Annotated in this window: 8 protein-coding genes; 2 read left to right on the forward strand and 6 right to left on the reverse strand. The window is 69.3% G+C overall.

What is annotated here, in order from left to right; translation table 11 throughout:
• A partial coding sequence (locus GPA22_RS21940; protein ID WP_169258198.1) for an MOSC domain-containing protein occupies window positions 1-667 on the reverse strand: 667 nt, incomplete at its 3' end.
• Window positions 668-721: 54 nt separating this feature from the next.
• Window positions 722-1732 carry an AI-2E family transporter gene (locus GPA22_RS21945; RefSeq protein ID WP_169258199.1) on the reverse strand — a complete coding sequence of 337 codons (1011 nt, stop codon included), beginning with the start codon at window positions 1730-1732 and terminating at the stop codon, window positions 722-724.
• Window positions 1733-1864: 132 nt separating this feature from the next.
• Between GPA22_RS21945 and GPA22_RS21950 the strand changes: the two genes are divergently transcribed.
• On the forward strand, window positions 1865-2539 hold the full coding sequence (locus tag GPA22_RS21950; protein ID WP_169258200.1) for an SDR family oxidoreductase: 675 nt from the start codon (window positions 1865-1867) through the stop codon (window positions 2537-2539).
• A gap of 115 nt (window positions 2540-2654) precedes the next feature.
• Complete coding sequence (locus GPA22_RS21955; RefSeq protein ID WP_246264627.1) at window positions 2655-3287, forward strand: hypothetical protein; 633 nt, start codon at window positions 2655-2657, stop codon at window positions 3285-3287.
• Window positions 3288-3291: 4 nt separating this feature from the next.
• On the opposite strand, the gene GPA22_RS21960 is transcribed toward GPA22_RS21955, so the two are convergent.
• The 4 genes from GPA22_RS21960 to GPA22_RS21975 form a co-directional block, all read right to left on the reverse strand.
• Window positions 3292-5298, reverse strand: coding sequence for a diguanylate cyclase (locus GPA22_RS21960; RefSeq protein WP_169258201.1), 2007 nt, complete (start codon window positions 5296-5298; stop codon window positions 3292-3294).
• A gap of 110 nt (window positions 5299-5408) precedes the next feature.
• Entirely contained in the window at window positions 5409-6914 is a 1506-nt protein-coding gene (locus GPA22_RS21965) for a hypothetical protein (protein ID WP_169258202.1), read from the reverse strand.
• Between the two features lie 182 nt (window positions 6915-7096).
• Window positions 7097-7819, reverse strand: a complete 723-nt coding sequence (locus GPA22_RS21970) for a uracil-DNA glycosylase family protein (RefSeq protein ID WP_169258203.1) — start codon at window positions 7817-7819, stop codon at window positions 7097-7099.
• A gap of 33 nt (window positions 7820-7852) precedes the next feature.
• Window positions 7853-9163: AmpG family muropeptide MFS transporter (locus GPA22_RS21975; protein WP_425483974.1), on the reverse strand; the 1311-nt coding region annotated here is incomplete at its 5' end.

Raw genomic sequence — 9163 nt, forward strand, 5'->3', positions numbered from 1 at the left:
GGGTGGTGGTCGGATTGTTCTCCAGCCAGGCCGCGCGTTCGGCGAGCCGCTGCGCCTTGTCGGGGGCGAGTCCGGCTGCCGCGGCCATCGCGCGCAGCTGCGCGGGATCGGGACGGTGTTCCAGGGTCGCCCGCCAGTAGGCCGCGACGCTCAGATCCGGGTTGGGGCGTTCGACGAGTTCGAACGCGTCGCCGGGCGCGATCGTGCCGGCTTCGCGCACGCGGTAGTACCAGCCGATGATGCCCTCGTGCGCGACGAAGAGCGACGCCCCTTCGGCGTCGAGCCGATGGTCGATCTTCCAGCACGGGCTGCGGGGCTGGCTCAACTGCAGGAGCGCCGTGCCGACACGGAACAGGTCGCCGATGCACACCGTCTCTTCGGTCCAGCCGCGGGTCGACAGGTTCTCGCCCAATGTGCCGGGCTTCAGGATCGCGGCGCTGTGGGGAAAGCGCTGCGCGAGGCGCGGGTAATGCTCGGCGGGGTAGTGATGCACTGCCTTCTCGGCGCCGCCATGGACGCGGCGGTCGCCCTGGTAGTCGCCGGCGAAACCTTCGGGGCCGACGGCAACGGGGCCGCGGGCAGGGTGCTTGTACATGCCGGTCATCTGCCCTTCCGGGGGCAGCGGGCGCAGCGCGCCGATGAAGAGGTGGTCGATGTGCGAGGGCATATGCGGGTCGGGGACGCGGGGCGGGATTGAGCGATTATGCCTGCCGGCGGGAAGTCAGAGCAGCTCGTGCGCCGCCAGCTCGGCCTTCGCGTAGGCGTAGAGGATGGGCGCGAGCACCAGACCGCCGACGCCGAAGAGCGAGTCCATGACCAGCATCGCCAGCAGCAGTTCCCACGCGGCCGCGTTGATGCGCGAGCCCACGATGCGGGCGTTGATGAAATATTCGAGCTTGTGGATCACGACCAGAAAGGCCAGCGACCAGACGGCGACGATCGGGGTGGTTCCCGCGCTCACCACCACGATCACGGTGTTCGAGATGAGGTTGCCGATCACGGGCAGCAGGCCCGCGAGGAAGGTGATCGCGATCATCGTCTTCGTGTAGGGCAGCGGATGACCGAGCAGGGGCAGGACGAGCGCCAGATAGATCGCGGTGAAGGTCGTGTTGATCGCGGAAATCCGCGCCTGCGCGAAGACGACGTTCGCGAAGGAGCGCGCGAAACATCCGATACGTGTGCGCAGCGCCTGCGCGAAAGGCCGCGTCTCGGCGGGATCGACAAAACGATGGAAGGCCACCATCGCGCCGATGATCACGGCCAGCAGGACGTGGACCAGGGTGCTCGCCGTACCCTTGCCGATGTTGCCCAGCTGGTCGGCGTTGTGCCTGAGCGCATCCGCGATCGCCTGCTTGAGATCCGCCGCGCTCCGCGGCAGATTCTCGACCACGACCGCGGGCAGGAGCGTTTCTGCCCGGGTGATGATCGCCGCCATTTTTTCGAGCAGGCTGCCGAATTCCTCGCTCATCCCCTTGGTCGCGAAGATGCCCAGCATCACCGCTCCGACGACAATGCCCGAGAGGCCCAGGAACACCGCCAGTGCGGCCAGCACTTTCGAGTGCCTGTGTGATACGCGCCGGAAAATGCCGTCCGCCAGCAGCGTGATGAACTGGCTGGTCAGGATCCCCGCGAACAGGGCCGCCACCATGTGGTGTAAGAGCACGAAGGCGGCCAGCATCGCCATCACGGCGAAGCTGGCGAGATCGACGGCGGAACGACTGCGGTTTTGCATGATTCGAGTCCGGAACGCTGCGCAAAACCGCAGCATCGCCTATTTCGCACCCGCTGCGACATCGCGCGTGCACAAAAACCGGCTTGCCGCTTGTTATCCTTGGGACATCTTTTCCGACCAGAGGAGCAGCAAATGGCAAGGACCGCCCTGATCATCGGCGCATCGCGGGGACTCGGCCTGGGGCTCGTGCGGCACTTTCATCAACGCGATTGGCAGGTCGTCGCCACCTGTCGCGACGACAGGGGAGCCGCGGCGCTGGCCGCCATCGATGGCGTGCGGGTGGAGCGCGTGGATATCTGCGATCGTGCCAGTCGCGAGGCGCTGGCCGGTCGTCTGGATGGCAACGCGTTCGATCTCGTGTTCGTCAATGCCGGCATTTCCGGGCCGGAGCATCGCGACGTGGCGCCGGCGACGCTGGAGGAAGCGGGCACGCTGTTCATGACGAACGCCATCGCGCCGCTGCAGATGGCCGAGCAGCTGCTGCCGCGGCTCAAACCGGACGGCGTGCTCGGCTTCATGAGTTCGATCATGGGCAGCGCGGCGCTCGCCCAGCCGCAGCACCGCTTGTACGGCGCAAGCAAGGCGGCGCTCAACCACCTCGTGTGCAGCCTCGCGGCCGGTCTGGGAGAGTCCGGCCCGACGGTGCTGTGCCTGCACCCGGGCTGGGTGCAGACCGACATGGGCGGCACCGCGGCGCCGCTGGACATCGAGACCAGCACGCGAGGCGTGTGCCGCGTGCTGGAAAGTGCGTCGGGCAAGGGCGGAGTGCATTTCCTGGATTTCCAGGGGCAGGCCTTGCCCTGGTGACCCGGCGGTATCGGACGGCCGCCTATTTTTTGTTTCAATCGCGCGGCCGCATGGGACGGGGCGCTGGCTATGATCGATGCACTGCCTCGCTTCACAACAGGTGACCATGCAATCGATGAGCTCCCCATTGTCCCCGCAGGCGCCCCTGCGTTCCAGCCTGCCGGCCCTTGTGCTGATCGCGGCCGCGGCGGCGGTCCCGATCGGGACCGTGCTGTTGTTGCGAGTATGGAAAGGCGTGCCGATCCATCTGCTGACGTCGGACGTCACGAGCATTGCCGGCGTGCCGGCGTATACCGGCTTCCTCTCGCAGCTCGGGATCTTCGTCTGGGCCGGCGCGGCGGCCATCTGCTTCTTCTGCGCGTGGCTTCTGCCGGCACGGCCGGAGGCGCAGGAGGCGCGACGCTTCCTGCTCGTGTCGGGCCTGCTGACGGCGGTGCTCGCCTGCGATGATCTGTTCCTGCTGCACGAGGAATTCTTTCCGTCCCTCGGCATTCCGGAAAAGGCGGTGTTCGCTGGCTACGCCGCGTTCGTGCTGGGCTATCTGGTCCGTTTCCGGCGCCTGATCCTGGGCACCGACTACATCCTGCTCGGCCTCGCGTTCGCCGCGTTCGCGACCTCGATCGGCCTCGACCTCGTGAATCCGGCGGGGATCAACCCCTACCTCTACGAGGACAGCGCCAAGTTCGCGGGGATCGTGAGCTGGTCGGGATATTTCTTCCGCACCGGCGCGGGGGCGTTGCCGGGTTGATGATTCACAGACACCGGGCCTGTCCGCTCTTGCTCAGGTAGGAGAAATAGGCCCGGTCCTGGCTGACGATATGCTTGGCGACCATGTCATGGGCAAGGAAGGCGAACAGCGCGCCGAAGTCCGCGCGGCCGCGGCGGAAATCCTCCAGCAACGCGTCGGCCCTGCCGACGAGTGCGTCGTGCAGCTGGATATGTGCGGCGAGCTCAGGGTAGTCGATGCGCTGCAGGAGCCGTTCCTCGTCGCGGAAATGGCGCACCATCTTCCGGTACAGCGCGTCGATGGTCGCGCGAATCTCGTCGATGGGCCGTTCCGCGACGACCAGGGTCCAGAGCGCGTTGATGTCGTCGAACAGCGCGCGGTGCTCGGCGTCCAGTTCGGCGTCGCCGCTCTGGAAGGAGCTATGCCAGACGAGCTTGACCAGTCCGTCCGGCTCGGCCTTGCGGCCGCTCACGGCACGGTCGGCCTCGACGCGGTTCCGGCCGCCCTGTTTGGCGCGGTAGAGTGCGGCATCGGCGCGCGCGATCCATTCATCGCGGGATTCGGCGTCGCCCAGCTCGGCCACGCCGAAACTCGCCGTGACGCTGCCGATGCCGTCGATGTGGTGCGCTGCGATGCACGCCCGCGCGCGTTCGGCCAGCACGGCCGCGTTCGCGAGATCGGTCTCGGGCAGCAGCATGAGAAACTCTTCGCCGCCCCAGCGAGTCAGCGAATCGGATGTGCGCAGGGTGGCGCGGATGCAGTTCGCGACCACCTGCAGGACCTCGTCGCCCTTGACGTGGCCATAGCGGTCGTTGATGCCCTTGAACAGATCGACGTCCAGCAGAATCAGCGCCAGCGGATGGCGATAGCGGCAGGCACGCTCCACTTCCTGCGCCACGGCTTCATAGAACCGGCGCCGATTCCACGCCCCGGTCAGCGCATCGGTGCCGGCGAGCTGGTCGAGCTGCTGCAGCGTCTGCAGCAGGGTCTGCTCCTTGTCGTGCAGCCGGGCGACCAGGCTATTGAATCCGAGCAGTAGGTCGCCGACCTCGTCCTGACGCGTCACGGCCAGGGGGGCGAGTTCCCGCCTGCCGTCGGCCATCTCGCGAATCGCGCGGGCCGCATCGGTCAGCGGGCGCAGCAGGCGCGGCATCAACACCAACAGGACGAGGCTCAGGCCGATCATCGTCCCGAACGAATTGCGCCACAGGAGGCGGCGCAGCTCCGCGACCGGTTGCGCCACCTCGGCCGTCGGCTTGTGCGCGACGACGAGCCATCCGGTGTCGGGCACGGCGGCGATGGACGCGAGTTTGTCCGTGCCCTGCTCGACCATGATGCCGGTGCCGCGATATCCCGCCATCGCGCGATCGAGCAGCGGGTTGACACCCGGTGCCGGGGTGGGCTGAAGTACCCTGGCCGGATCGTTCGACGCGACGAACAATCCGTCGGCGGGGGAGATCACCAGGAATCCGTCGCCTGCCCCCAGGCGCGTCTGCTCCTGCTGATCGCCGAGGCCGCCCGCGTCGAGCCGCAGCTCGCCAGCCAGCACGCCCAGCACGCGCCCGCCGGCATCGCGCAGCGGTGCCGCCACGATGATGACCGGCGCGCCGTCGGAACCGTTGCGCTGCGGCCTGCTGACCACCGGACCCTCCGAGGCGAGCGCCGCGCGGAACCAATCGGCCTCGGCGACGGCGGGCCAGGGGGACGGATTGCCGATGGCGGCCTGGGGGCTGTCCGCCACCCGTTCGCCATCGGGCTGCAGTACCCGCAACCCGCGGTCGAAGAGCGCATTCAGGCGTTCGCGCTCGCCGAGCCATGCGGCGAGCTGCGCGGGCTGTGCCAATAGTGCGGGCGGCAGCGTGGCCACCAATTCACCGATCAGCGCCCGGCGCCCCCGCAGGTTGTTGGCGATGTCCCGCGCGAGATGGGTCGCGATCGACAGCTGTGCGTCCGCCGCGACTTCGTGCACACGGTCCCGCACCGCGGGCAGCATGACGGCCTGCCGCACCAGGACCCCGACGACGATGAGCACGACGCCGAGTCCGATCAGGCGGAACTTCACGGTGCGGAAGAGCGGCATGGGCAGGCGCGCAGCGTCTTGGGCAAATAGACGCAGTGTATCCGCGTCCGGGTGCCATGACATCAGCCCGCGACGGCCTCGATACGGGTTTCCGTCACGGCGGCGTGGCGGTCATGCAGGAAGGTCAGGCGCAGGCGGTCGATCGGGCAGGCCGGCGCGATCTCGATCTCGAACGCGATCGTCGATTCGGCCGACGGAATCGCCCGGATGCGGTATGCGCTCTCGGGCCGCGCGCCGCGCAGCGCCCCGGCCTCGTGCAGGCGCTCGAAGAAGGCGCGCAGTGCGAGCTCGGGGCGCGGGTCCTGCGGATCCGTGTCGAACAGCAGCTGCTCGCCCAGGGCCTTGAGCCCGCGGCGCAGCCAGCCGATGAAGCGCATCACCTCGGCGGAGCGCCAGTGCGCCTGCGCGCCGTGCGGGGTGCTCACGCGGGGCCGGTCCGCGGCCGGCAGGCAGGGGGCGCACACGGTCTCGTCATCGACCTGCAGCGTGCCGGCACGCGTGAGCAGCACCGTTACGCCGGGCGCTTCGCGCAGCGCACATGCCTGCTGTGGCGTCACCGGCGGCCAGGGCTGCGCCGCGCCGGGCAGCGGACGGCCGGCGATCGATTGCCACACGCCATGGCTTTGCGAGACGCGCGCCTGCATGCCGGCGACGAGCCCGCAGGATGACGCGAGCGGGTACGCCGCGCTGCGCAGGTAGGGCCACAGCAGCTGCAGGTGGCGCAGCTCGCCGGCGAGCTGCGCAATCTGGTCGAGAAACTCCTGCGCCGGCGCCGGCAGCTCGTCCTTCGGGCGCAGATTGAGCGGCAGCGTCAGCAGGCACTGCATGTCGGGGCGGACACGCCCCAGCGTGTGCAGGATCGGTGCCACGACGTCGCCCGCTCCGGGGGCTCCGTCCGCGGCCGGCATCTCGCCGCTCTCGGGGGGCGCCAGCGCGGAATTCGCGAGGCGCACCTGTGGCACGTCCGGCAGTGTGGCGGGGAGCAGCAGGCGTTCGAGGTCGGGGAGCGCCACGATCCCCGCGCGCTCGATCAGCAGCGCGCGCTCGAACGCCCCCAGCTGCGAAGGTTCGGCCTGCCGGGGGTGGGGGTGCGGCAGGAAGGCACGCACGCCCTCCGACTCGGGCACGCGGATGATCCACAGCGTGCGTGTGTCGCCGAAGCTCCGCTCGGCGCCGGCAAAGAAGTCCTGCACCGCTGCCGGCAGCCACGCGGCGCGGCCGGCGAGCGCGCTGCGATAGCCGCCGTCGGTCTCGAAAGCCTGCGGAAAGAGCGCCTGGAAGTAGGCGAGCGAGCGGATCGGGATCGGCAAGCGGTACAGCGCGAACAGCGCGCCGTCGCCGGGCTCGGCCTCGACTTCGCCCTCGTCGAGCGCACGCAGGCGCTCCACTTCGGCGGTGAAGCCGAGCGCCGCGATGTCGGCGAGTACCGCGAGGTCGCGCGCGAGCCGCTTCCACTCGGCGCTGCCGTCGAAGGACGGGCAATGGCCGATCATCACGACCTCGACCGGCGCGTGCCGTCCCGGCGAGGGGAGGGCATCCGGCGCGATGCGCGTGTCGGCAACCAGCACGGCCTTACTCCTGCCCGATCGTGCTATCAAAATGTCACAGCACGCGGAGGCGGCGCAAACCGGAGATGCAACAAGAAATTGCACCTGACCGGAGCGTACGGAGGGAAATGCCTGATGGCCGACAGGGGGCGTTACGGTCGCACCGGCAGGCCCGGTGGTGGCTGTCCGCTGCCGAGCCGGCCTTACCAGACGCCCAGTTCGGCGAGCTGGCGGCCCGCCGCTTCGGACCAGCCGCGGTTCGCCGCCGGACTCGCCGGGCTGGGGTGCAGCACGCGGCCGATGCGCAGCCTGCGTCCGTCGAGCGCCGCCGTCGCGCGCGATTCCGCCCAGGCGCCGATGCCGATCACCCATTCCGGCTCGAGCGCGTCGATGAGGCGGCGCAGGTGCGCGTCGCAGGCGGCGAGCAGCGGCGCGGATTCGGCCACGGCGAGCTTGTCCGGCGTCACGTTGCGTCCGCCGTCGAAGAAGGCCAGCGGGCAGTAGTTGGCGACGAAATGCCCGGCGAAGAAGGCCTCCGGCGTGCCGAAGCGTTCGCGGAAGAGGCCCCACAGCCGGCGTCCGCTGACCTCCGAGCGGGCGCAGGCGAAGCCTTCGACCGGGCGTTTCGGATTCTCGGCCGTCGGCTTGCCGACCGGTCCGGCGAGGCCGAGCCAGTCGCGCACCGCGTCGATCTCGCCGAAGGGCACGCCGGTCTGCGCCATGCCGAAAGGGCCCGGGTTCATGCCGACGAACACCACGCGCTTGCGGCCCGCCGCATAGCGGCGCAGGTAGTCCTCGTGGATCGCCCACGCATAGTCGAGCGGGTTGTAGACGTGGCTCACCGGCGTGCCGAAGCGCATCGCGGACAGGGTGGCGGACAGTTCGCGTGCGGCGGCGATCAGGGTATCGGCAGTCGTCGGGGTCATCGTTGGAGGAAAAGGAGGAGTCAGGCGGAGCGTTCAGGCGCTTCGGGGCGCCGCCACGATCGCCTTCGGTTCGCCGTTCCACGGCGCGACGCGGATCAGCAGCAGCATGCCGGGGATGGCGAGGAAGAAGCACAGCCAGAAGAAGTCGTACCAGCCCATGCGTTCGACCAGCCAGCCGGCCGACGCGTTGATGAAGGTGCGTGGCACCGCCATCAGGCTGGTGAACAGCGCGAGCTGGGTCGCCGTGTAGGCGGGGTGGGTCGTGCGCGCCATGTAGGCGACGAAGGCCGTCGTGCCCAGGCCGACGCCGGCCGCCTCGGCCGAGATCACGATCGCGAGCGCGGTCAGGCGTGCCGCATCCGACGGCGCCGGTCCCAGCCACGCCATCCACACGAAGCCGAGGATGCTCATCACCTGCACGACGCCGAACAGCCACAGCGCGCGGTTGATGCCCAGCTTCACCATCCAGATGCCGCCGAGGATGCCGCCGATCACCGACGGCCACAGGCCGGCGTTCTTCGCGATCAGGCCGATCTCGGTCTTGGTGAAGCCCATGTCGAGGTAGAAGGGCGTCGCCAGCGCCGTGCACAGCGAATCGCCGAGCTTGTAGAAGAACAGGAAGGCCAGCACCAGCAGCGCCGAGCGCAGCCCGTGGCGGGTGAAGAATTCATGGAAGGGCTCGACCACCGCGTCGCGCAGCGTGCGCGGCGCCCCGGCGGCGATCGCCGGCTCCTTCGCCAGCAGCGTCATCGCGACGCCTGGCAGCATGAAGAGCGCCGTGACGAGGAACACCTCGCTCCACGGCAGGCGGTCGGCGAGGATCAGCGACAGCGAGCCCGGCACGAGGCCGGCGATGCGGTAGGCGTTCACGTGGATCGCGTTGCCCAGCCCCAGCTCGATCTCCGGCAGGATCTCGCGGCGGAAGGCGTCGAGCGCGATGTCCTGCGTCGCCGACAGGAACGCGAGCGCCGCCGTCAGCGCGACCACCAGCGTCAGGTTGTCGGTCGGCGACAGCTGTCCCAGCCACGCGATCGATGCGAGCAGGCCCAGCTGCGACAGGAACATCCAGCTCCGTCGCCGCCCCAGCCACGGCAGGATGCCGAAGCGGTCGAGCAGCGGCGCCCACACGAACTTCCACGTGTAGGGGAACTGGATCAGCGCGAACGCGCCGATCGCCTTCAGCGACAGCCCCTCGGTCTTCAGCCACGCCGGCACCAGGTTCAGCAGCAGGTACAGCGGCAGCCCGGACGAGAAACCGGTGAAGATGCAGATCAGCATCCGGCGGTTGAGCAGGGCGGCGAGCCAGGCGGGGCGCGACGACGGGGAGCCGGCAGGGGGCGGGGC

Origin of the sequence: Aromatoleum toluvorans (assembly GCF_012910905.1) — a bacterium.
In the GTDB taxonomy this organism is placed as follows: Bacteria; Pseudomonadota; Gammaproteobacteria; order Burkholderiales; family Rhodocyclaceae; genus Aromatoleum; species Aromatoleum toluvorans.

Excerpts from the sequence above, each read along its gene's own strand:
- GPA22_RS21945 (WP_169258199.1), bottom strand. The coding sequence starts at position 1,732 with ATGCAAAACCGCAGTCGTTCCGCCGTCGATCTCGCCAGCTTCGCCGTG.
- GPA22_RS21950 (WP_169258200.1), top strand. The coding sequence starts at position 1,865 with ATGGCAAGGACCGCCCTGATCATCGGCGCATCGCGGGGACTCGGCCTG.
- GPA22_RS21955 (WP_246264627.1), top strand. The coding sequence starts at position 2,655 with ATGAGCTCCCCATTGTCCCCGCAGGCGCCCCTGCGTTCCAGCCTGCCG.
- GPA22_RS21970 (WP_169258203.1), bottom strand. The coding sequence starts at position 7,819 with ATGACCCCGACGACTGCCGATACCCTGATCGCCGCCGCACGCGAACTG.